The sequence below is a fragment of the Streptomyces bluensis genome, assembly GCF_014650715.1.
In the GTDB taxonomy this organism is placed as follows: Bacteria; Actinomycetota; Actinomycetes; order Streptomycetales; family Streptomycetaceae; genus Streptomyces; species Streptomyces bluensis.
This window is the reverse complement of record NZ_BMVM01000026.1, coordinates 37,944-59,228: the sequence shown is the minus strand read 5'-3', so window position 1 is coordinate 59,228 and position 21,285 is coordinate 37,944. Positions and strand designations below refer to the sequence as shown.

Sequence of the window (21,285 nt, the reverse complement as noted above, 5' to 3'; positions counted from 1 at the left end):
GGGTGGTATATGTCACCCAGTCGAGTGAATAGTCGCTTCGTTCACCGATGTTGGCGAGTAGCGTCGATCACGCCACCGACAGCAACAACGTTGGCGTGAACCGAACCGCGAACTCCGGATCAGGGTCGCGGGACGGTTTCAGCAACTCGACAAGACCGGAGCAAACATGGCAATCCGTCAGGGCGCCACCTTCGAGTGGACGAAATCCTCGTACTCCGCCGGCAACGGCGCCTGTGTAGAGGTCAAATCCCCCGTCACCGCGACTCTGGCCGTTCGCGACTCCAAGGTCGCCGTGGGCCCCACCCTCGCCTTCCCCGCCACCTCATGGAACGCCTTCTTGGCAGGTGTGAGCCGGGGATCGTTCTGACCCCTCGCACCGCCCCGACCACAACTTCACAGGCACCACCGAAAGAGCCCTCTCGACTGGCCCGCCGTCCCGGCCGAGGGGGTTCGGCCTTGTTCCGGGCCGACCGTTCCCGTTCGATTACAGTGCTCAGCGCGGACGACGGAGGGAGGGCGTGGTGGTCGCGAACGCCGGGGCCGTATGGGGGCGGGCCGAACAGCAGGACTTTCGCAGCCGGGTGCGCGGGACGATCCTCGGGGCGGCTGTCGGGGACGCGCTGGGCGCGCCGATCGACACGCTCACCCTGGAGGAGATCCGCGCCACGCACGGGCCGGAGGGGCTCGTCGACCTGGCGCCCGCGTACGGCAGGCGCGGCGCGGTCACCGATCTCACACAGCTCACCCTCTTCACCGTGGACGGGCTGATACGGGCCCAGGTGCGCCGCGACACGGGCGCCTGGCATCCGCCGACGGACCTGCACCGGGCGTACCTCAGATGGGCGGCGACGCAACGCGACTGGGGGCCCGACGAGCGACGCAAGGACGACGGCTGGCTGGCCCACGAGGAGTGGCTGTACGCCCCCCGCGACCCCTCCCGCGCCTGTCTGCTCGGCTTCGGCGACGCGACCATGGGCACGCTGGACGCGCCCAAGAACCCCGGTGAGCCGGGTCCGGAGGCCGCAGCCCGCTCGGCTCCCTTCGGGCTCCTCGTCGGCTGGGAGTCACAGCTCGTGGTGCAGCTCGCCGTGGAGTGCGCGGCGCAGACCCACGGGCATCCCAGGGCGTACCTCACGGCGGGGGCGTACGCCGCGATCGTGCACGCGCTGGCGCGCGGGGACAGCCTCGACGCGGCCGTCCAGCAGGCGCTGGTGCTCCTTGCCGCCCGGCCCGGCCATGAGCCGGTCACCGCCGCCCTCCAGCAGGCCCTCGGTACCGTACGGCAGGGCATGCCCTCGCCCACCCGGGTCGAGGAACTCGCCGGGGACGGTACGGCGGACGGGGCGCTCGCGGTGGCCGTGTACTGCGCGCTGGTGGGTGAGGACATGCGGCACGGGCTGTGTCTCGCGGTGAACCACGGTGGGCCCTCCGGGGCCGCGGGGGTGCTCACCGGAGGGCTGCTCGGTGCCCTCCACGGCGAGACGGCCCTCCCACCGGCCTGGCTGGCCGAGCTGGAGGGCCGCCCCACGATGCTGGTTCTCGCGGACGACTTCGCGATGGAGATGACTCAGGGGCCCGCGCTGCACGGTCCGGGCGAGGCGTCTCCCGGGTGGCTGGTCCGGTACCCGAGGGCCTGAGGCGCACTCCCCGGGGTCTCTCCCGGCCCCGTCGGGCCGTACCCCTCACTCACCTCGCCTCACCTCACGGGAAACGCCACGTCGCACACCAGATCCTCGGGCCCCGCCGCGTCCCAGTCGGCGAAGTAGACCTCGCGGCACGGCCCGGCGACCTCCAGTCCCTCCCGCGCGATCCACGCCTCCACCGCCTCGAACACGGCGTGGATCTGTGGATTGGCGACCTGCGCCTTGCTGATGCGCGTGCAGACCAGCCGCCGGGCGGGCTCGCGGCGGGCCCGGGTCTCCCAGGCCCGCCCCTGGCCGGCCGCCCAGGCCCGACGATCTCGGCGATCCGCGCGAGCGTCATGTCGAGCCGCCGGAGCAGGGCCACGAGGCGGGCACGTTCGGACTGGTCGGCGCGGTATTGACGCCCTCACCTGCGTGAACGCAGGTGATTCCGGTCAGCACCGCTGCGCAGTGCTCCCTCGGGTTCCTGCTTCGCGGGCCCCTGCCACCCGAGGGTGGTCTTACAAGGCCTCCACAGGCCTGACTTCCCGCCCGTCCGGCGGTAGGTCCGCCAACTACGTTGTCGGACAAAGCGACTTTAGCAGTGGTGCTGCGCCCCTACGGGCCGCAAGGGCGAGGATGCCCTACACCTCCACCCTGAAGGGTGGAGCAGGGCAAGTGTCCGGTAGCGGTAGCCGCTCACGTCGTCGACGTACGCCGGCGTGAGCAGCCCCAGCCGGTCGTACAGCCGCAGGGCCTTCGCCGACAGCCGGGTCCGCGCGGCGAACGCGCCGATGGTCAGCAGGTTCTCCGTGTCCACGCCATCCTCCGTCGCCGGGCGACCGCCGCCCGGCGACAGGGACGCTGCCCCTTGCCCCAGGGGCAAGGTCAACGGCATCAACGGGAACGAGGGCGGCGTACCGTTTCAGCCGATGGCCCGCTCCACCGCCGCCACGACCTCCGCCGCCTCCGGCTCGGTCTGCGGCGAGAAACGGGCGACGACCGCGCCGTCCCGGCCGATGAGGAACTTCTCGAAGTTCCACCGGATGTCACCGGTGTGGCCCTCGGCGTCGGCGTGGTCCACGAGTCCCGCGTACAGCGGGTGCCGCCCCTCGCCGTTCACCTCGACCTTCTCGGTCATCGGGAAGGTCACGCCGTACGTCGCCGAGCAGAACTCCGCGATCTCCTCCGACGACCCCGGCTCCTGCCCGAGGAACTGGTTGCACGGCACGCCGAGCACGGTGAAGCCCTGGTCGGCGTACCGCTCGTGCAGCCGCTCCAGGCCGGCGTACTGCGGTGTCAGCCCGCACTTGGAGGCCACGTTCACGACGAGGACGGCCTTGCCCCGGTACTGCCCGAGGTCAGCGGGGCCGCCGCGCAGCGCCCCGATCTCTGCGTCGAGCACGGAGTCCCCGGTCCCAGCGGTGTTGCCGGCGGTGTTGTCAGCAGTCATGAGCGGATGCTAACTCCGGCAGGCGGACCCCGGCCCCTCAACCCCGCTGTGCCGTGACGAGTACCTCACCCGCCGCGGAGCGGTAGTACAGCACGGACCGCCCCGCCCGCCGCCTGCGCACCAGCCGCGCGTCGAGCAGCACCCGCAGATGCCGTCCGACGGACCCGAGCCCCTGCCCGGTCAGGGCCACCAACTGGGTCGTACTCATGGGGGAGTCCAGCAGGACGAGGATGCGGGCCCGTGCGTCACCGAGGAGCGCGCCGAGGCCGGCGGGCACGGAGGTGACCGGTCCGTCGGTGAGCACGCCCGCGCACGGATAGACGACGGCGTACCGCTCGCCCTCGTCCCAGGAGACCCAGCCGTGCCGCTGCGGAGTGACGGGCACGAAGAGCAGCTCGGCCCCGGAGATCTCGCGCGGCGGGTTCGCGTGCGGATTGACCTGGAGCCGGTCCCCGCCGAGCCATCGCGTGCCCGGCCCCAGCGCGTCGAGTACGGCGGCCCACCCGCCCTGGCCCAACTGGGCGGTCCGGGCGAGAACATCGGCTTCCAGGACACGGCGGCGGCGTTCCCAGTCCGGCAGTACGGTCTCCTCCCACACGAACTCCAGGAGGTCGGCGGCGCGTTGGGGGAGGTCGTCGCGCCGGAGGAGGGCGGGGAGGGGGCCGGGGCGGGAGACGGTCAGGTCGTCGCGAGCCGTGGCGGGGGCGGCGTCGCGCACCCGGGCGACCTCCTCCGCGAAGCCGGCGGCCTCCCCCGGGGTGGGTGTGAGGAAGTCGGCGATCCACGCGCGTCCGAGCCCGGAGCGTACGAGCAGCGCGGTGACGGGGTCGCGGGACAGCCGCCGCCGGTACGCGGGCAGATGCTCGGTGAGCCACGCCAGCTCGCCGGGGTGCGCCCCCTCTCCCGCGTGCAGCACCTTCAGGCTCGCGAAGGTCTCGGCGAGCGGTGACACGACGAACCGGCTGCCGGCGAGGGTGTCGGCGTTGACCTGCCACCAGCCCATGCCGCCCCTCCCCCCGCCCTCTCTCTTGATCCCTCTTGTGTCCCTCTTGCCGAGGTTTCGCCGCTGTGCGAAACATTAACCACCGGCCGCGCGGCCGCCCGATCCTCCGTCCATGCACAGCTACCAACATCTGTTCCGCACCCGTGAGTTCACCCCGCTCTTTCTCTCCTCGGCCCTCCAGGTGGCGGCCTCCACCGTGAGCGGTCTGGCCCTGGGCACGCTGGTGTACGAGGCGACGGAATCCCCGCTGCTGTCGGCCCTGAGCATGTTCGGCCCGTCACTGGCCCAGGTGGTCGGCGCGACGACGCTGCTCTCGGGAGCCGACCGTCTCCCGCCGAGGGCGACGCTGGCGGGCACCGCGGCGGCCTTCGCGGCCGCTACGGCGCTGCTGGCGGTGCCGGGCCTGCCGCTGGGGGCGGTCTTCGCCGTGATCCTCGCGCAGGGGCTGATCGCGTCGCTGGGCGGGGGAGTCCGCTGGGGTCTGCTGAGCGAGATCCTGCCCAAGGACGGTTATCTGCTGGGCCGTTCGGTCTTCAACATGATGCACGGGGGCATGCAGATCACCGGGTACGCGACGGGCGGCGTCCTGGTGGCGGTGCTGTCCCCGGCCAGCACGCTGCTGCTGGGGGCGGTGCTGTACGCGGCCGCGGCCCTCGTCTCGCTCCTCGGGCTGTCCCGCCGCGCCCCCAGGGCCTCCGGCCGCCCGTCGGTCTCCCGGACGTGGCGGACGAACGCCGAGCTGTGGTCGCACGCCCCGCGCCGCACGGCCTATCTGGGCCTGTGGGTGCCCAACGGGCTGGTCGTGGGCTGCGAGTCCCTGTTCGTGTCGTACGCACCCGACCGCGCGGGCCTGCTCTTCGCCTGCGCGGCGGCCGGGATGCTGGCCGGGGACGTGACGGTGGGCCGCTTCCTCCCGCCCGCCGTGCGCCCTCGCCTGATCACCCCGTTCCTGCTCCTCCTGGCCGCCCCGTACCTGCTCTTCGCCGTGCGCCCGCCGCTCGCCGTGGCGGCGGCCTGCGTGGCCCTGGCCTCCGTGGGCTTCGCCGCGAGCCTGCTCCAGCAGGAACGGCTCCTCTCCCTCACCCCGCCCCACCTCACCGGCCACGCCCTGGGCCTGCACTCCTCGGGCGTGCTCACCCTGCAGGGCGTGAGCGCGGCCCTGGCGGGAGCCGTGGCCCAGGTCACGTCTCCGGCGGCGGCGATGGCCGTGCTGGCGGGGGCGTCGGTCGCGGTGACGCTGATGCTCGCGGCGGCGCCCTCCCGTCGGCTCCCGACGTGACCGCACTGGCTTTGGGAGCGCTCCCATGGCACCATGACGCGGCTCCGCCCGGGAACGCGGAGCCGAACCCATTCGTCGAATGGAGGCCCCCCACATGACGGCCGCTCCACGCAGCTTATTGACATGGGCACAACGAATATGCGTCGTGCTGGCACTCTGGGCCCTGGGCGCGGCCCTGGCCGTCGCGCCCCCGGCAACGGCAGCGGCAGCCGCTCAACCGGCAGCGGCTCAACCGGCAGCGGCTCGGACCGCGGTGGCTCGGACCGCAGCGGCGAAGAGCGTCTACATCCCGCCCAGCTGGGCCTCGACGGGCGAGGTCCCGTGGGCGCAGAACCGCACCAAGGAGTCGGCGAACTTCATCCTCCTGTGGGGCGAGAAGTCGGGCACCGACCCGAGGAACGCCCCCGCCGAGTACCGCTTCGACCCGGACAACATCCTCGCCCAGCTGGAGAACCTGTACTCCTCCTACGTGAACACGATGAAGTTCACGCCGGAGACGGGCCTGCTGGCCCAGCACAAGATCGACGTGATCATCACCCGGACCTGGAACCGCACCGCCCTCGACGCCTGGGCCACCGGCGGCTCGGCCGACGGCCGCGTCGGCGTCATCAACATCGCACCGGCCGCGGCGGCACCCGGCTCCTGGGGCCTGGCCCACGAACTGGGCCATGTCTTCCAGAACTACACGTTCCTCGGCAAGGGCGGCGGCCTGGGCTTCACCGACCCGTCCGCGGGCACCTTCTGGGAGACGAGCGCCGAGTTCATGGCGATGCAGGTCTACCCGGACGGCGGCGCGGGCGACCTGACCCGGTTCCTGCGCACCGAGAACCTGGCGTACTCCTCCAGCCGCCACCACTACGGCAACTGGATGCTCGTCCAGTACCTGGTCGACAAGTACGGCGGCATCAAGACGTTCAACGACCTCTGGAACCAGGCGAGGAACAACGAGCACCCCCTGGAGGCGTACCGCCGCATCAACAACCTGACACAGGCCCAGCTCAATGCCCGGGTGGCCGAGTACGCGCAACGCCAGGTCACCTACGACTACTCCAACCGCAGCCACATCATGCCGTTCATCAACAACGTGTACGGCGCGGGCTTCATCAACGCCTACAACGGCGTCCCCGTGAACGCGGTGAACCAGTCGGCCGGCCACTACGCGATCCCCGACGCCCTCGCGCCCTCCGACTACGCCTACAACAAGATCAAGCTGGTGCCGTCGAGTGACGGCGCCCTGATCAAGCTGCACTTCAAGGGGCATGTGAACGCGGCCGCGGGATCGGGATGGTCGTACGGCTTCGTGGCCGTGCGGAACGGCACCCCCCGCTACGGATCGGTCTCCAGCAGCGCGGACGGCCAGATCAGCTTCCAGACCCAGCCGGGCGAGAAGGACGTCTATCTGGTGGTGACCGGCACTCCGTCCACGGTCCACCGCTACGCCTTCCTCGACGGCTATCCGAAGAACTACCGCTACCCGTACGAGTTCCGCGTCAGCGGCGCCACGCCCTCCGGCTACGAACCCGGCTACCAGAAGCCGGCCGCGACCGGCGGCGGCCACTGGCACGCCAACGGCGGCGGCTGGGTCGACAACCGCGCCAACGTCGCCTCCACGGTCTACGTCGGCCCGCGCGCCGCGGTCTTCGGCAACTCGACGGTCACCGGAAACGCCCGCATCGAGGGCCTGTCGTGGGTCAACTCCGGGGCCACGGTCGGCGGCAACGTGGTCGTCAAGGACAACGCGATCGTGCAGGGCGGCGCGAACCTGTCGGGCAGCCTCGTGATCGGCGGCGACGCCGAGATGTGGATCTCGTGCTCGTCCGGCACGTACCTGATGTTCAACCCCGACCGCGGCTGCGACGGCAGGGGAGGGGAGACCGACATCAACCCGCCGCACGGCACGTTCACGGACGCTGAGCTGGAGATCACGATCTAGGGTCGCTCCGTCAGGCGTTGTCCGGCTTCTTCCGCCCTGCCGTCGTCCGGCCCGCTCCGTCGGGCGACGGCAGGACGGACCGGGCGACGCTCGTCAGGTCCGCGGCGCGGACGTCCAGGGACACCGGTTCGAGTCGTATGCCCGCCGGGTCGTCGCGATCCCGGTCGCGATCCCGGTCGCGATCCCGGTCGAGATACCGGTCGAGCTCCGGCGGCCGGTAGGCCGGGTCCCCGTCGTGGCGGTCTCTGGCGGTGACGGCCAGGTACTGGCTCCCGTCGGGGCCGCCGCCGTCCGCCGTGCGCCCTATGGGCCGGTGCAGCGGCCCGGCCAGTCGGTACAGTCCCGTCCGCGAGTCGTGCAGCTCGCCCATGACGAGGGGCCGCACCCTGAACTCGATGCTCCGGTCCGGACGCATCTCGCGCGGCCCGGTCGGGTTCAGGGCCGCGGTGTTGAACTCCAGCCCGTATCTGCGGGCGTGATGGAGCATCCACAGCAGGGCGATGTCGGAGAGGGACGTCTCCGGGTAGCCGCCGCCGACGTCGCTGTGCACCCCGGCGAACCACACCTGCCTCAGTTCGTGCTCGCTGTCGGTGGTGCCGGGCGGCCGGGTCCACAGCGTCGGCCGGAACGCCGTGCGCTGCTCGTCTATGGCCAGCGCGTGGAAGGCACCCTTCACATGGCTGCTCAGTTCGGTGTCGTGGAACGCCCAGCGGCGGTTGACCAGGTTCACGACCGGCTTGAGCCACCGAGGTCCCGGAACCGGGATGCCCAGGGCGCCCACCGTGTCCCAGACCCCGATGAAGTGGATCTCCGGCTCGTGCGCGAACGCCCGGCGGAACAGGGTGGAGGCCGCACCGTTCGGCTTCTCGACCCGGTCCCGGTACAGGGCCCACGCCTCCTTGATCCGGTCGGCGTTCTCGCGGCGCAGGATCCCGGAGTTGCGTATGAGTCCCGCCAGGCTGCGCGCGGTGAACGCGCCCCGGCTGAAGCCGAACAGGTACAGCTCGTCACCGGGCTCGTAGTTGTGGACGAGGAAGCGGTAGACGGCGATGACGTTCCGCGACAGGCCCAGTCCGAACGCCCCTCCCCGCAGCCGTTCCCAGCGACGTGTGCCGACCCCGCTGTGGTAGTACACGCGCTGCTCCACCCCGGCGGCGGACCGTGGACGCACGGAGAGGGCGACTTTGGTGACGTTGGTCTTGCTGGGCTGGTCGGCGAGGTTCCACGTTCCGTCGCAGCAGACGATCAGACGCTTGGCCATGACATGCATGATCGCATCGCGTCCCGCAACTGGCCATTGCCCAGGCGGAGATGGCCTCGCTGCCGCTCACCGCCCGTGTTCCACGTACTCCTTGAAGTGCTCCAGATCGCTGCGGACGAGCCGCTCGATCGCGTTCGCCTGGGCGAAGCCCCTCGGTCCCCCGAAGGCCTCCCTGACCGTGCCGGGGTCGTATTCGAGCCGTGCCTGGACCCGGGTGTGGTTCTGGTCGATCGGCTGCAACGAGAAGGAACCCGCGAGATCGGGGGCGCCCCTGGTCTGCCACTTCATCACACGTTCCCGCACGCGGTCGGACACCTCGGCCTCGACCTCGCGGGCCCGTCCGCCGGCCTCGACGTCCAGACGCGCCCGCCCCTCCGCTTCCGTACGGGCGTCACGGACCCCTTCCAGGAAGCGTGGGTAGTTCTCCGTCCGGTGAAGGCTGTCCCAGGCCTTGTCGAGTGGAACTCCGACGTCGACGTGTTCTTCGAGGGTGCTCATGGCTCACCTCCGCGGTCGCTCATGACGCTTGGCCTTCGCGGCGCATGGCCTTCGCGCGTGGCCTTCATGGTGCATGGCCTTCTACTTCCGGTTGTCTACTTCCGGTCTCCTTCCAGTGTGCGCTTTCCGGTGAGGCATGTCCTCGGACGGCGGCGGCCCGTCACGGCTGGTGGGCGACGCTCACCTGCACGGTCAGCGAGCCCCTGTTGTCGTGGTCGCAGGTCTCGGCGTCGTTGATCCGCAGGTGCAGGGCGCCGCTCCCGGCCGGCCGGGGGGTCAGCTTCGTGACCTGGTCTCCCCGCTGGACGGACACCCCGGCCACCCGCTGCCGGCCGGTCGTGGACCGGACGACCTGACTGGGGCCGGTCCTCGGACTCGACCAGGTCGTGGACGCCCACCACGTGCGGGTGGGGTACTCGGGCGACCGCGCGGGCCGGGGAGTTCGTCGTCCGCCACGTGGTTGGCTCGACACGGTCCCGCCGCTTGCGCCCTCCCCGGCCTTACTTTCGCGGGGCTATGTGGTCGGCCCCAGGCCTGCGAGGCCGCCAAGAAGTAACTGACAAGAGGCAGCTGACAAGAAACAGCTGACAAGAAGCAGCTGAAGGGTGTGGCGCGGCGGACGTCGGCTGGGCTGCCGCGCTCAGGTCTGCCCCGTACCGCCGAATGGCTGGTGGCGAGTCTCGGCGCCCGCCGCCGCGGTCCGCACCACCAGCGCCCCCGCGTTCTGCCGCGGGACGGCGATTTCACCCGGCCGGCGGCCACCCGGCCGGGCGCGTACCGGATCAGCTCCGAGTTCGGCCCCTCCCCGACCCGGGAACACCACTGCCCCCGCCCATGGGCTGTTCGGGGCAGGCAGGCGGCCCCCTCCGCGCGTCCGAGCCGCGCCTCCCGGGCAGGGTGGAGCACCTGGCGATGGTGCCTGGGACGACGTTCGTCCTGGTCATGCGGTACGTGTGAGGCTCCCGCGGGGCGCGGGCGGAAAAGGCAGGAGCCCCGCTGCCGGATGGCGCGGGGCTCCTTGGGTACTGCTCTCAGGTCCGGATCAGAGCACCCGGCTCACAGCACTGCGTTCATGGCGCTGGGCTCACGGCGCAGGGCTGGTGAAGCGGGAGGCTCACATGGGGGTGACGTTCTCCGCCTGCGGGCCCTTCGGACCCTGGGTCACGTCGAAGGAAACCGCCTGGTTCTCCTCAAGGGAACGGAAACCCGACGCGTTGATCGCGGAGTAGTGGACGAAGACGTCGGGGCCTCCGCCTTCCTGGGCGATGAAGCCAAAGCCCTTTTCGGCGTTGAACCACTTCACGGTTCCGGTAGCCATAAGCCCTCCTTGGGCCCAAAGGGTTGCCCTGCTCCAGAACCTGCAAGTGTGAAAACAAGTGCTGCACAACTGCATACGTCTGAAAACGACGAGAGCCCGCGGTCACATGCTCCGCAGGCTCTGTACTGCAAGGAAACCAAACTGCAACTTGCGGCGAGCCTAGCACGCAGGCAGCCGAAAGCAATAGAGGGCAAGATCACGTCACCCGAATGTTTGAAGGCCACCGAAAGTGAGGTTGACGGTGCCCATGTGGCGAGGGAGACCGGTATTGCCCGACTTGGGGGCCTTGTGGATGGCTTGTGCGCGGCTTGTCGTGGCTTGTATGACGCCGGGGAACCGCCACCCTGAAGGCTGCACCGTACCCCATGAGGGCTAGCCTCGCGATGTGGACAATTCTCGCACCCGGCCGCGCGTCGGCCACATCCAGTTCCTGAACTGCCTGCCCCTGTACTGGGGGCTCGCGCGGACCGGAACGCTCCTCGACTTCGAGCTGACGAAGGACACGCCGGAGAAGCTCAGCGAGAGGCTGGTGCGGGGCGATCTCGACATCGGGCCCATCACGCTCGTCGAGTTCCTCAAGCACACGGACGAACTGATCGCGTTCCCCGACATCGCGGTCGGCTGCGACGGCCCGGTGATGTCCTGCGTGATCGTCTCCCAGGTGCCCCTGGACCAGCTGGACGGCGCCCGGGTCGCGCTCGGTTCGACCTCACGCACATCCGTACGGCTCGCGCAGTTGCTGCTCGCCGAGCAGGTCGGGGTCCGCCCGTCCTACTACACCTGCCCGCCCGACCTCCCGCTGATGATGCAGGAGGCCGAGGCCGCCGTACTCATCGGCGACGCGGCCCTGCGGGCCAACCTGCACGAGGGGCCGAAGTTCGGGCTCGACGTGCACGACCTGGGCTCCCTGTGGAAGGAGTGGACGGGCCTGCCGTTCGTCTTCGCGGTCTGGGCGGCCCGGCGCGACTACCTGGAGCGCGAGCCCGTCGTCACCCGGCAAGTGCACGAGGCGTTCCTGGCGTCGCGTGACCTCTCCCTCGACGAGGTCGGAAAGGTCGCGGAACACGCGGCCCGCTGGGAGGCCTTCGACGAGGAGGTCCTGGAGCGGTACTTCACCACGCTCGACTTCCGTTTCGGCGACCCGCAACTGGAGGCGGTGAGTGAGTTCGCGCGACGCGTGGGCCCGACGACGGGCTTCCCGTCGGACGTGCGGGTCGAACTGCTGACGCCGTAACGGGGTCTCGTTGCATTCGCAGTAAGGGCAACTGAATTCTTCGCGAATTCGGGGTGGGGGAGGGCGGGCGCATTGCGGTGCGTCGGCGGTGCTGAAGCAGACCACCAAGAAGCTGAAGCAGAACACCAAGAAGCAGACCACCAAGGACCACGTGTTCAACGCACTCCGATCCCCATAGTCTGAGCGCGTGGATCGCGTGGATCTCGACCTCTGGGTGGCCGTCGCCGCCGCCGTATGGGGGGCGGCCGTCGGTGTGCTGGTGCCGCGAGCCGTGTACCGGCTGTCGGTCGAACCGGAGGACGCATGGCGGGACGCCTGCCCGGCCGGGCATCCGATCAGTGGCCCGGCGCGCGGCTGGCTCGGACGCGCCCGGTGCGGGTCGTGCGGGGCGGCCGTTCCCGCCGACGCGGGGCATGTGGGGCCTGTGGGGCACTCGGGGCCTGCGGGACAGACGGGGCCTGTGGGACAGACGGGGCCTGTGGGCAGCGCTGACGCAGGCGCGTCGTACGGTCCGAGCACGCCCGTCGTCGCGCTGGTGACCGCCCTCGTGTGCACGGCCCTCGCGCTGGCCACCGGTACGCGGCCCGAGCTGGCCGTCTGGCTGCTGCTGGCGCCCGTGGGCGTGCTGCTCACTCTGGTGGACCTGCGTGTGCAGCGGCTGCCGGACCCGCTGACACTGCCGCTCGCCGGCACGGCGCTCGTGCTGCTGGGGGCGGCCTCGCTGCTGCCGGAACACGCCGGGGAATGGCGCACGGCGCTGTTCGGGGCCCTCGCGCTCGGCGGGTTCTACTTCCTCTTCTTCCTCATCAGGCCGATCGCCCTCGGCTTCGGCGATGTGAAGCTGGCGCTCGGGCTCGGGGCGGTGCTCGGCTGGTACGGGTGGGGGGCGCTGTTTCTGGGCACGTTCGCCGGGTCCGTCTTCGGGAGCGTGCATGTGACGGCGCTCGTCCTGCTGCGGCGCGCCGAGCGCAGGGCGCCGGTCGCGCTGGGACCGTACATGATCGCGGGGGCGTTCGCGGGGGTGCTGCTGGAGGCGTACGCGGCCTGACGGGCGGCCCGGCGCGGGGGTGCCGGTCGTGATCGGTCGCGGTCGGTCGTCCACAGCCTGGCGTCGGGTGATTCCGGCCCCTGGCGTAGGCTGGTCCGGTCTGTCCGCACCCTTGCGAGGCTCTACGAAAGGGACGCCCGGTGACCGAGAAGGCCGACCTGACGTCGTGTGATGTCACGTCTTGTGATGTCACAGCCGTCCTCGACCGTGCCGCCGCGGGTGGGCGGATCACTCCCGAGGAGGCGCTCGTCCTCTACCGCGACGCGCCGCTGCACGCGCTGGGCGCCGCCGCGGACGCCGTACGGCGGCGGAAGTACGCGGGTGTCGAGCACATCGCGACGTACATCATCGAGCGGAACATCAACTACACGAACGTCTGCGTGACGGCGTGCAAGTTCTGCGCGTTCTACGCCGCGCCGAAGGACACGGCCAAGGGCTGGACCCGGGACCTGGACGACATCCTGCGCCGCTGCGCCGAGACGGTCGAACTCGGCGGCACGCAGATCATGTTCCAGGGCGGGCACCACCCGGACTACGGCGTCGAGTACTACGAGAAGCACTTCGCCGCCATCAAGAAGGAGTTCCCGCAGCTGGTCATCCACTCCCTGGGCGCGTCCGAGGTCGAGCACATGGCCCGCATCTCGAAGGTGAGCGTGGAGGAGGCCATCCAGCGCATCCACGCGGCCGGTCTGGACTCCTTCGCGGGCGCCGGCGCCGAGTTGCTGCCCGCCCGGCCCCGCAAGGCCATCGCCCCGCTGAAGGAGAGCGGCGAGCGCTGGCTGGAGATCATGGAGACCGCGCACAACCTCGGCGTGGAGTCCACCTCCACGATGCTCATGGGTACCGGCGAGACGAACGCCGAGCGCATCGAGCACCTGCGGATGATCCGTGACGTGCAGGACCGGACGGGCGGCTTCCGGGCCTTCATCCCGTACACGTACCAGCCGGAGAACAACCACCTCAAGGGCCGTACGCAGGCCACGCTGTTCGAGTACCTGCGGATGATCGCCATCGCGCGGATCTTCATGGACAACATCGCCCACATCCAGGGCTCCTGGCTGACGACGGGCAAGGAGATCGGTCAACTCTCCCTGCACTACGGTGCGGACGACCTCGGCTCGATCATGCTGGAGGAGAACGTGGTGTCGTCGGCCGGCGCCAAGCACCGCTCCAACCGGCAGGAGATCATCGACCTGATCCGCAAGGCCGACCGGGTCCCCGCCCAGCGCACCACCACCTACGAGCACATCGTCGTCCACGACGACCCGGCGAACGACCCGGTCGACGAGCGGGTGGCCTCGCACATCTCGTCGACGGCGATCGAGGGCGGCACGGCCCACCCCGAGCTGAAGCTGCTGGCGTCCAACTGAGGGTCCAACCGAGCGTGCAAGCGATGGGTCGGCTGAGGGGTCGGCTGAGGGGCCGACTGGGGGACGCGTGCTGACGATTCACGCCGCGGACGAGGTGCGCCGCGCCTGGGACGACCCGGAGCCCGTCAAGGACGGTGCCGTGGCCGTGGAGGGCGACCGGGTCGCCGCCGTGGGGACACTGGCGGAGGTCCAGGAGCGGTTCCCGGGCGCCCGCGTGCGCCGCTGGCCCGGTGCCCTCGGTCCCGCCCGCATCCACGAGGGCCCGCTTCCGGACGCCCCCACACCGCGTGAACGCGTCCACGCGGTGCTCAAGTCGGGCGCGGTCGCGGTCCTGGCGGAGTACGCCGACGCGCCCGAACTGCGGGCGGCGGCCGTGCGGAACGACGTGGTGGTGCTGCCGGGTGTCCGTCCCGTGGCCCTGGTGCCGGGGGCCCGTGCGGATCTCGCGGTGCTCGACGGGAAGGGGGCGTGCGTCGCCACGGTGTGCGCGGGCCGCCTGGTCCACAGACGCCGCTGACGTTCCCCGGGCCTCAGCCCGAGAGCGTCTGCGCGAACGCCCCCTCCTCCTGCTCGACGCCGCTGCAGTCGCTGCGCGCGGCACCCGACGACGAGTCGTCGCCCGCGCACTGGCGATCACGGAAGGCAGCCCACATGGACACCCAGGCGATGCCCTTCTCCTCGGCGAACTCCCGCACCTGAGCCCCGTCGTCGAGCGTGAACGTCTCCTCGTCGACGTCGTTCTGCCCGATCATCGACGTGAGGGCCATACCCCGCCACGCCGCGGAGTCCGAGAGGCCGAAGATGTCGGCGAGCTGGTCGTGGGTCGCCTCGGCGGACTGCTCCGCGTAGTCGCCCATGTCGCCGTCGTACGAACTGCCGTAGTTCATGGTCATGATGTTGACCGTGGAGACCTCGACGGAGTTGTCGTTCGCCGACTCCAGCAGCGCCACGCTGTCGTCACCGAGACCGGAGGGCATGACGGGCAGGGTGAAGGACACGGACAGGTCCGGGCGGTCCTTCTGGAGCAGGGCTATCGCCTTGGAGCGCAGGTCGACCGAGCCGGAGTCCTTCAACGCGTCCCCCTCGATGTCGAAGTCGGCCTCACTCGCCCCGGCCGCGTCGAGCGCCTCCCCGTACGCCTTGGCCAGCTCCGACGCGCTGTCGCAGGACCTGGCCAGCTCCGTGCCCGCCGCCCCGCCGAAGGACACCCGTACCGTCGCCCCCGAGTCCGTCAGCGCCGCGATGCGGGACTTGACCGCCACGTCGCCGATCGACTTCGCCCCGTCCCACATCGGCGTGCAGTCACCGCCGTCCGCGAGCACGAACGCCAGGTTGTACGCCGACGCCGACCCCGCCGAGTCCAGTCCGGACGCGGTCGTGGCGCTCACATAGGGCGCGTACCCCGTCGCCGACTCCCCGGCGGGCCCGGTACTGCTCGGGTTCGGATCCGTATCCGTATCCGTATGCGCATCCGCACCCGCGTCCGTGTCCGTGTCTGAACCCGGCCCCGGGGAGCAGCCTGCACAGGCCAGCGCCACCAGGCAGAAGAGTCCGGCGACAGGCTTCAGGAAACTCCGTGTCGGCATATGACCCGCTCTCATGGTCGTTCGTGGTTTCTGTCTCACGACGGAAACAGAAAGCTCTTCCGATGGATACGAATCACATGCGGCTGTGCTTCATAAAGATCATCGAAGTGCAGGCGGTTCAGGAAGTTCAGGAGGTTCAGAAGGGAGGTTCAGGAGGTATGGGGCGTAGATAAAACCTGCCTGATATCTCGGGACATGCAATCCGAATAAGCCATCGAGAAAAGAAGAGACCGCGGCTGTCGCCGTAGCGCGCGGGAGCCCGCGGGTGGGCCGGGCGTGGGTGCGTCCGGCCCGTACTGCCAGAATGGCCCTGTGACCCGCGCATCCCTGGACAAGCAGCCGCACGAAGTCGCCTCGATGTTCGACGACGTGGCGGAACGGTACGACCTGACCAACGACGTGCTGTCCCTCGGGCAGGCCCGGCTGTGGCGCAAGGAGGTCGCCAGGGCCGTCGACGCGCGGCCCGCGCAGAAGGTGCTGGACCTCGCCGCCGGCACCGCCACCTCGTCGCTGCCGTTCGCGCGGACGGGCGCCTACGTCGTGCCGTGCGACTTCTCGCTCGGGATGCTCCGTGTCGGCAAGCAGCGGCACTCCTGGCTGCCCTTCACAGCAGGCGACGCGACGAAACTTCCCTTCAAGGACGACACCTTCGACGCGGTGACGATCTCGTTCGGGCTGCGGAACGTCCAGGACACGGACGCCGCGCTGCGCGAGATGTACCGGGTGACCAAGCCCGGCGGCCGGGTGGTGATCTGCGAGTTCTCGCACCCCACATGGGCGCCGTTCCGCACCGTCTACACCGAGTACCTGATGCGTGCGCTGCCTCCGGCGGCGCGGGCGGTGTCGTCCAGCCCCGACGCGTACGTGTACCTCGCCGAGTCCATCCGCGCCTGGCCGGACCAGCGGGCGCTCGCCGGGCGCCTGGGCGAGGCGGGCTGGGGGAAGGTGGCGTGGCGGAACCTGACGGGTGGGGTCGTGGCGTTGCACAGGGGATTCAAGCAGGCGTGACAGCGGCCGCGTGGCGCTACCGAAGTCTGCGCGGCCCTACCGGAGCACCGGGAACGGATCCCCCGGTGCGTCCAACTCCCGCTGCAGGCCACCGGGTGGCGGCCCGCCCCGCCGGGGCTCACGCACGCCCCCGCCCCCCTCGCCCTCCCCGAAGTCGAACCACACGGTGACCACGGCCCCGCGAGGAACCTCCGTCCCGGGCTGCGGATACTGCCGTACGACGTAGTCGACGACGGCGAGATGGAAGTCGGGGCGGTCGGGCGCGGCGAGCAGCACACCACGTGCCTGGGCTGTCTCACGCGCGTCCACGGCCATCAGGCCGACGAGTCGCGGCACGCGCACTTCAGGTGTCTTGGGCGTTATGCGCACAGATGTCACCCCCAGCGGTACTGGCAGGGTAACCGCGAGGGGGTGTCCGCCGGAAGCGGTTGGTGTCTATCTGTAACCAAATTCGTAGCGGTTGGCTACTTTGAGTTACAGGTTGAGTCGGTATTGGTGTCCGACGGCCTTCGTCGTGGGCGTGGTGAAGAGCTCCTCCAGCTCCATGCCCAGGCGCTGGGTCACGGCGATGGAGCGCTTGTTCTCGGAGTGGACCATGGCGACGACGGTGGGGACGCCCGCCCGGCGCACGCGGTCGAGGGTCTCCCGGGCGGCCGCGGTGACGTATCCCTGGCCCCAGTGGGTTCGTGCGAGCCGCCAGCCGATCTCGATCTCGCCCACCGGGCCGAAGCTCTCGTGCGGCCACGGCTGGGCGCCCGTGAAGCCGATGACCTGGTCGTCCGCGTCGAGCATGGTCCAGAAGCAGAAGCCGTACTCGGCGTCGTGGCGGCGCTGGCGGGCGGTGAGCTCCTCGTAGACGGACAGCTCGGCGGACCTGCCCCCGTGGAACTCCATGACCTCGGGGTCGTCGAAGATCCGGTGCCAGGCGATGGCGTCCTCGTCCGTGGGGACACGCAACCGTACGTCGGGAGCTCTGTTCACAGGGGCAGCCCTTCAGCCAGGTGATCGGTACCGCTGAATAGACTGCCCATGTCCAGTGCCCGTCAGCACCCTGTTTTCGAGTCTTCGCGGTCCCGGTCCCGTTCCGGGTCTTCGCGGCCTCGGACTGCGGCACGCTGATTTCGAGACTCGGGGAGAAACCGCCGTGACCGAGCCCCAGCCCCTTACCGAACACACCGCCGATGTGATCGTCGTCGGGGCCGGACCAGCCGGTTCCACCACCGCGTACTACCTGGCCAAGGCCGGACTGGATGTCCTGCTGCTGGAGAAGACCGCCTTCCCGCGCGAGAAGGTGTGCGGCGACGGTCTGACGCCCCGTGCGACGAAGCAACTGGTGTCGATGGGCATCGACATCTCCGAGGAGGCCGGCTGGCTCCGCAACAAGGGGCTGCGCATCATCGGCGGCGGCGTCCGCCTCCAGCTCGACTGGCCGGATCTCGCCGCGTACCCGGACTACGGCCTGGTCCGCAAGCGCGACGATTTCGACGAGCAACTGGCCCGGCAGGCCCAGAAGGCGGGCGCGCGACTCTACGAGCGCTGCAACGTCGGCGCCCCGGTCATCGACGACCGCACGGGCCGCATCACGGGCGTCCACGCCAAGCTCGGCGACGCCGAGTCGGGTTCGAAGGAGAAACGGGACGTCACGTTCCACGCGCCGCTGGTCGTGGCCGCCGACGGCAACTCCACCCGCCTGTCCCTCGCGATGGGCCTGCACCGCCGCGAGGACCGCCCCATGGGTGTCGCGGTCCGCACGTACTTCACCTCGCCGCGCCACGACGACGACTACCTGGAGTCCTGGCTGGAGCTGTGGGACCGCCGCGGTCCCGGAGAGGACCGTCTGCTCCCCGGCTACGGCTGGATCTTCGGCATGGGCGACGGCACGTCGAACGTCGGCCTGGGCGTCCTGAACACCTCGGCCTCCTTCAAGGAACTGGACTGGCGCGAGGTCCTCAAGGCATGGTGCGCGTCGATGCCCGAGGAGTGGGGCTACACCCCGGACAACATGACCGGCCCGATCCGCGGCGCCGCCCTCCCCATGGCCTTCAACCGCCAGCCCCACTACACCAAGGGCCTGCTGCTGGTCGGCGACGCGGGCGGCCTCGTCAACCCCTTCAACGGCGAGGGCATCGCCTACGCCATGGAGTCCGGCCAGATCGCCGCGGACGTCATCGTCCAGGCCCACGCCCGGTCGACCCCCGGCCAGCGCGAACTCGCCCTGCGGAGCTACCCCCGCATCCTGAAGGACACCTACGGCGGCTACTACACGCTGGGCCGTGCCTTCGTGAAGCTCATCGGCAACCCGAAGGTCATGAAACTGGCGACCGAGCGCGGCCTCACCCACCCCCTGCTGATGAAGTTCACGCTGAAGCTGCTGGCCAACCTCACCGACCCGACGGGCGGCGACGCGATGGACCGCATCATCAACGGCCTGAGCAAGGTGGCACCGAAGGCTTGATCATGCGGGACCACCTCCAACGCGGTCTTACCAAGGTGGCCCCGAAGGCCTGAGCACGGCGGCGGCGCCCCCTCGGTCGCCGCCAGGACTCCGAACACCGGCCCTACGCACGGCCGGAGGGCGCTCGCCCGGTGGCCGTGCGTGGGGCCGGTTGTTCTCGCTGCTGTGAGGATGCTGTGGGTGACGCTGCGGTGACCTTCCGTTCGGCCGGGCGTCTCCCTACCTTCCCTATCCATGACAACAGAGCGCACGGACCGACCACCGGAGCCCTCCGCTCCCACCCGTAGGCGCTTCCTCGCAGGCGCCGGAGCCGCGGCCACCGCCGGCACTGCCACGGGCTCCCTCGCCGTGTGGCAGGCGGGCCCGGCGGCCGCAGCTCCCGCCGAACGCGCCGCGGCCAAACGCGTCGCCGTCCTCGGCGGCGGAGTCTCCGGCCTCAGCGCCGCCCATGAACTCGCGGAACGCGGCTACGCCGTCACCGTCTACGAGTACTACGACGTCCTCGGCGGCAAGGCCCGCTCGATGGACGTGCCGGGAACCGGCGAGGGCGGCCGCCGGCCCCTTCCCGGCGAGCACGGTTTCCGCTTCTTCCCCGGCTTCTACCGGAACCTGCCGGACACCATGCGCCGCATCCCCTTCCCCGGCAACGCCGACGGCGTCCGCGGCAACCTCCGCAGCGGCACCGAGGCCCTCTTCGCCCGTGCCGGAGGCCGCCCCGACCTGCACTTCCCGCTGCGCCGCGCCACCACCCCGCCCGCGCCCGGCGACATCACCCCGTCCTGGATCCGCGACCAGATCCTGTCGGTCCTCGACCTGGGCACCCGCCTGCCCGCTCACGAGGCCGCGTACTTCGCGAACCGTCTCCTCGTCCATCTCACCAGCTGTGACGCCCGCCGTGAGGACGAGTGGGAGAAGACCAGCTGGTGGGAGTTCATCCGCGCGGGACAGATGAGCGAGGAGTACCGGGCCGTCCTCGGCATCGGCCAGACCCGCAACCTCGTCGCCACCCGCGCCGAGGTGGCCTCCACACGTACCGTCGGCCGCGTCATCATCGAGGCGCTGCTGCTGTGGGGCCTGCTCGGCCGTGGCATGGACGGCGACGCCGACATCGACCGCGTCCTCAACGCCCCCACCAGCGAGGCCTGGATCGATCCCTGGGCCGGCCATCTCCGCTCCCTTGGCGTCGAGTTCGTCACGAACACGCAGGTACGGGAGGTGCTGTACGCCGACGGCCGCGTCACCGGCGTACGCGTGCTGGACCGGGACGAGGGCACCGAACGCACCATCACGGCCGACCACTACGTCTGCGCCCTGCCCGTCGAGCACGCCCGCACCACCTGGGGCCCGGCCCTGCGCGCCGCCGACCCGCAGCTCGCCCGGTGCGACGCGCTGGAGGCGGACTGGATGGTCGGCGTGATGTTCTATCTGCGCACCCCCACCCCGGTCGTCCACGGCCACATCAACTGCCTCGACTCACCCTGGTCGGTCACCGGCATCGGGCAGGCCCAGTTCTGGGACGTACGGGACTTCCCGGCGGACTACGGCGACGGGCGCACCCGCGACTGTCTCTCCGCGATCATCTCGGAGTGGGACAAACCGGGGATCCTGTACGGCAAGACGGCCCGGGAGTGTACGAAGGAGGAAGTGGTCGCCGAGTGCTGGGCACAGCTGAAGGACGCCCTGAACGACTCCGGCAGGACCACGCTCACCGACGACGACCGCCTCGGCTGGTTCATGGACCCCGCGGTGACCGGTCTCGGCGGCCCCGGCCCGCAGAACCGGGAGCAACTCCTCATCCACCCGACGGGAACGCTCTACAACCGGCCCACGGCGCGCACGGCCGTACCGAACTTCTTCCTCGCCGGCGACTACGTCCGCACCGATGTCGACCTGGCCAGCATGGAGGGCGCCAACGAGTCGGCGCGCCGGGCCGTCAACGCGCTGCTGGACGCGGACCGCTCGGATGCCGAACGGTGCGAGATCTGGGAGCTGTACCGGCCCCCGGAGATGGAACCCCTCAAGCGCACCGACGAACTGCGCTACCGGCTCGGCCTGCCGAACACCTTCGACCTGGGCTGAGGGGCGTTGCCGCGGCACGATGCCCACGGCACGGCTCCCACGTCATGACTCCCACAGCGCGAGGGCCGCCGCCCCCGAGGCGGCAGCCCTCACCCTGTACGAGGTGTTACGAGCTGTTACGAGGTGTTCGCACGACGG

Annotated in this window: 20 protein-coding genes and 2 pseudogenes; 11 read left to right on the top strand and 11 right to left on the bottom strand. The window is 70.4% G+C overall.

Going from position 1 to position 21,285, the window contains the following annotated elements:
* The first annotated feature begins 166 nt into the window (after positions 1 to 166).
* Positions 167 to 367, top strand: a complete 201-nt coding sequence (locus IE262_RS36360) for a DUF397 domain-containing protein (RefSeq protein WP_189879742.1) — start codon at positions 167 to 169, stop codon at positions 365 to 367.
* 154 nt (positions 368 to 521) lie between these two features.
* Positions 522 to 1,637: an ADP-ribosylglycohydrolase family protein gene (locus IE262_RS36355; RefSeq protein ID WP_189879775.1), complete on the top strand. Its 1,116-nt coding sequence runs from the start codon at positions 522 to 524 to the stop codon at positions 1,635 to 1,637.
* 59 nt (positions 1,638 to 1,696) lie between these two features.
* On the opposite strand, the pseudogene IE262_RS36350 reads toward IE262_RS36355, so the two are convergent.
* The 4 genes and pseudogenes from IE262_RS36350 to IE262_RS36335 all read right to left on the bottom strand — a co-directional run.
* Positions 1,697 to 1,972 (bottom strand): annotated as a pseudogene (locus IE262_RS36350) (GyrI-like domain-containing protein); the annotation flags it as partial.
* A 335-nt stretch (positions 1,973 to 2,307) separates the two neighbouring features.
* A pseudogene (locus IE262_RS39975) lies at positions 2,308 to 2,514 on the bottom strand (MerR family DNA-binding transcriptional regulator); the annotation flags it as partial.
* A gap of 33 nt (positions 2,515 to 2,547) precedes the next feature.
* Positions 2,548 to 3,075, bottom strand: coding sequence for a glutathione peroxidase (locus IE262_RS36340; RefSeq protein WP_189879740.1), 528 nt, complete (start codon positions 3,073 to 3,075; stop codon positions 2,548 to 2,550).
* A 37-nt stretch (positions 3,076 to 3,112) separates the two neighbouring features.
* A complete protein-coding gene (locus tag IE262_RS36335; RefSeq protein WP_189879738.1) occupies positions 3,113 to 4,078 on the bottom strand; it encodes an ArsR family transcriptional regulator in 966 nt (321 codons plus the stop codon).
* A 112-nt stretch (positions 4,079 to 4,190) separates the two neighbouring features.
* Between IE262_RS36335 and IE262_RS36330 the strand changes: the two genes are divergently transcribed.
* Positions 4,191 to 5,357, top strand: a complete 1,167-nt coding sequence (locus IE262_RS36330; RefSeq protein ID WP_189879737.1) for an MFS transporter — start codon at positions 4,191 to 4,193, stop codon at positions 5,355 to 5,357.
* Positions 5,358 to 5,610: 253 nt separating this feature from the next.
* The gene (locus tag IE262_RS36325; protein ID WP_189879736.1) at positions 5,611 to 7,290 is read left to right on the top strand and encodes a DUF6055 domain-containing protein; all 1,680 of its coding nucleotides are present in this window, start codon (positions 5,611 to 5,613) and stop codon (positions 7,288 to 7,290) included.
* Between the two features lie 10 nt (positions 7,291 to 7,300).
* On the opposite strand, the gene IE262_RS36320 is transcribed toward IE262_RS36325, so the two are convergent.
* The 4 genes from IE262_RS36320 to IE262_RS36305 all read right to left on the bottom strand — a co-directional run bounded on the left by IE262_RS36320 (position 7,301) and on the right by IE262_RS36305 (position 10,367).
* Positions 7,301 to 8,551 carry a T6SS phospholipase effector Tle1-like catalytic domain-containing protein gene (locus IE262_RS36320; RefSeq protein WP_189879735.1) on the bottom strand — a complete coding sequence of 417 codons (1,251 nt, stop codon included), beginning with the start codon at positions 8,549 to 8,551 and terminating at the stop codon, positions 7,301 to 7,303.
* A gap of 66 nt (positions 8,552 to 8,617) precedes the next feature.
* Positions 8,618 to 9,049 carry an SRPBCC family protein gene (locus tag IE262_RS36315; protein ID WP_189879734.1) on the bottom strand — a complete coding sequence of 144 codons (432 nt, stop codon included), beginning with the start codon at positions 9,047 to 9,049 and terminating at the stop codon, positions 8,618 to 8,620.
* 160 nt (positions 9,050 to 9,209) lie between these two features.
* Complete coding sequence (locus tag IE262_RS36310; RefSeq protein WP_189879733.1) at positions 9,210 to 9,362, bottom strand: hypothetical protein; 153 nt, start codon at positions 9,360 to 9,362, stop codon at positions 9,210 to 9,212.
* A gap of 801 nt (positions 9,363 to 10,163) precedes the next feature.
* Positions 10,164 to 10,367, bottom strand: a complete 204-nt coding sequence (locus IE262_RS36305) for a cold-shock protein (RefSeq protein ID WP_067282429.1) — start codon at positions 10,365 to 10,367, stop codon at positions 10,164 to 10,166.
* A 385-nt stretch (positions 10,368 to 10,752) separates the two neighbouring features.
* Here IE262_RS36305 and IE262_RS36300 point away from each other — a divergent pair, with 385 nt between their 5' ends.
* The 4 genes from IE262_RS36300 (at position 10,753) to IE262_RS36285 (ending at position 14,536) form a co-directional block, all read left to right on the top strand.
* Positions 10,753 to 11,601: a menaquinone biosynthetic enzyme MqnA/MqnD family protein gene (locus tag IE262_RS36300; protein ID WP_134033969.1), complete on the top strand. Its 849-nt coding sequence runs from the start codon at positions 10,753 to 10,755 to the stop codon at positions 11,599 to 11,601.
* 196 nt (positions 11,602 to 11,797) lie between these two features.
* A complete protein-coding gene (locus tag IE262_RS36295; RefSeq protein WP_189879773.1) occupies positions 11,798 to 12,649 on the top strand; it encodes a prepilin peptidase in 852 nt (283 codons plus the stop codon).
* Positions 12,650 to 12,789: 140 nt separating this feature from the next.
* Positions 12,790 to 14,019, top strand: coding sequence for a cyclic dehypoxanthinyl futalosine synthase (gene mqnC / locus IE262_RS36290; protein ID WP_189879731.1), 1,230 nt, complete (start codon positions 12,790 to 12,792; stop codon positions 14,017 to 14,019).
* Positions 14,020 to 14,086: 67 nt separating this feature from the next.
* On the top strand, positions 14,087 to 14,536 hold the full coding sequence (locus IE262_RS36285; RefSeq protein ID WP_189879730.1) for an imidazolonepropionase-like domain-containing protein: 450 nt from the start codon (positions 14,087 to 14,089) through the stop codon (positions 14,534 to 14,536).
* A 13-nt stretch (positions 14,537 to 14,549) separates the two neighbouring features.
* Here the strand turns inward: IE262_RS36285 and IE262_RS36280 are convergent, their stop codons facing one another.
* Positions 14,550 to 15,605, bottom strand: coding sequence for a chitinase (locus tag IE262_RS36280; RefSeq protein ID WP_189879729.1), 1,056 nt, complete (start codon positions 15,603 to 15,605; stop codon positions 14,550 to 14,552).
* Between the two features lie 312 nt (positions 15,606 to 15,917).
* On the opposite strand from IE262_RS36280, the gene IE262_RS36275 reads away from it, so the two are divergent.
* Positions 15,918 to 16,613 carry a demethylmenaquinone methyltransferase gene (locus tag IE262_RS36275; RefSeq protein ID WP_134033978.1) on the top strand — a complete coding sequence of 232 codons (696 nt, stop codon included), beginning with the start codon at positions 15,918 to 15,920 and terminating at the stop codon, positions 16,611 to 16,613.
* Positions 16,614 to 16,649: 36 nt separating this feature from the next.
* Here IE262_RS36275 and IE262_RS36270 read toward each other — a convergent pair whose 3' ends face one another.
* Positions 16,650 to 16,955 (bottom strand): PASTA domain-containing protein, encoded by a 306-nt coding sequence (locus tag IE262_RS36270; protein ID WP_229877867.1) that lies wholly within the window; start codon positions 16,953 to 16,955, stop codon positions 16,650 to 16,652.
* A gap of 132 nt (positions 16,956 to 17,087) precedes the next feature.
* Positions 17,088 to 17,594: a GNAT family N-acetyltransferase gene (locus tag IE262_RS36265; protein ID WP_134033985.1), complete on the bottom strand. Its 507-nt coding sequence runs from the start codon at positions 17,592 to 17,594 to the stop codon at positions 17,088 to 17,090.
* A gap of 163 nt (positions 17,595 to 17,757) precedes the next feature.
* Between IE262_RS36265 and IE262_RS36260 the strand changes: the two genes are divergently transcribed.
* Both IE262_RS36260 and IE262_RS36255 read left to right on the top strand, forming a co-directional pair.
* Positions 17,758 to 19,068 (top strand): geranylgeranyl reductase family protein, encoded by a 1,311-nt coding sequence (locus tag IE262_RS36260; protein WP_189879728.1) that lies wholly within the window; start codon positions 17,758 to 17,760, stop codon positions 19,066 to 19,068.
* 234 nt (positions 19,069 to 19,302) lie between these two features.
* Positions 19,303 to 21,147: a hydroxysqualene dehydroxylase gene (locus IE262_RS36255; RefSeq protein ID WP_189879727.1), complete on the top strand. Its 1,845-nt coding sequence runs from the start codon at positions 19,303 to 19,305 to the stop codon at positions 21,145 to 21,147.
* The last annotated feature ends 138 nt before the right edge of the window (positions 21,148 to 21,285 follow it).

Bases quoted from the DNA above. Each gene is read 5' to 3' on its own strand.
- IE262_RS36320 (WP_189879735.1), bottom strand. From the start codon at position 8,551: ATGGCCAAGCGTCTGATCGTCTGCTGCGACGGAACGTGGAACCTCGCC.
- IE262_RS36335 (WP_189879738.1), bottom strand. From the start codon at position 4,078: ATGGGCTGGTGGCAGGTCAACGCCGACACCCTCGCCGGCAGCCGGTTC.
- IE262_RS36315 (WP_189879734.1), bottom strand. From the start codon at position 9,049: ATGAGCACCCTCGAAGAACACGTCGACGTCGGAGTTCCACTCGACAAG.
- IE262_RS36255 (WP_189879727.1), top strand. From the start codon at position 19,303: ATGACAACAGAGCGCACGGACCGACCACCGGAGCCCTCCGCTCCCACC.
- IE262_RS36280 (WP_189879729.1), bottom strand. From the start codon at position 15,605: ATGCCGACACGGAGTTTCCTGAAGCCTGTCGCCGGACTCTTCTGCCTG.
- IE262_RS36305 (WP_067282429.1), bottom strand. From the start codon at position 10,367: ATGGCTACCGGAACCGTGAAGTGGTTCAACGCCGAAAAGGGCTTTGGC.
- IE262_RS36340 (WP_189879740.1), bottom strand. From the start codon at position 3,075: ATGACTGCTGACAACACCGCCGGCAACACCGCTGGGACCGGGGACTCC.
- IE262_RS36360 (WP_189879742.1), top strand. From the start codon at position 167: ATGGCAATCCGTCAGGGCGCCACCTTCGAGTGGACGAAATCCTCGTAC.
- IE262_RS36330 (WP_189879737.1), top strand. From the start codon at position 4,191: ATGCACAGCTACCAACATCTGTTCCGCACCCGTGAGTTCACCCCGCTC.